Origin of the sequence: Tritonibacter sp. SIMBA_163 (genome assembly GCF_046535935.1) — a bacterium.
Taxonomy (GTDB): Bacteria; Pseudomonadota; Alphaproteobacteria; order Rhodobacterales; family Rhodobacteraceae; genus Epibacterium; species Epibacterium scottomollicae.
Map to the genome: position 1 here is coordinate 1 of NZ_JAWJBP010001494.1, position 231 is coordinate 231.

1 pseudogene is annotated in these 231 nt (G+C 65.4%); it reads right to left on the reverse strand.

From position 1 onward, the window contains the following. Window positions 1–104: pseudogene (locus tag R0J92_RS27260) on the reverse strand (DUF1348 family protein); the annotation flags it as partial. Between the last annotated feature and the right edge of the window lie 127 nt (window positions 105–231).

Genomic DNA, 231 nt, shown 5'->3' on the forward strand with positions numbered 1-231 from the left:
TGAAACGCCCAGAGTTCCTTGATCCACCGATAGTTCAGTATGCGCACCCACTTGCGGGTCAGAAATTCCGCGATCCGGTCGCGGACCTGTAATATCGCTGCCCGGTTGCGCCAGTGGCGGGCGTATCATCTCCTGCTCCATCATTGATGTCGGCCGAAAGGCCCGGTCGCACTGGGGAGGCCGTGGCGCGGCCGGGGCGTCCGGCGAGGCAGCGGGGGCACCTTCGGCCAG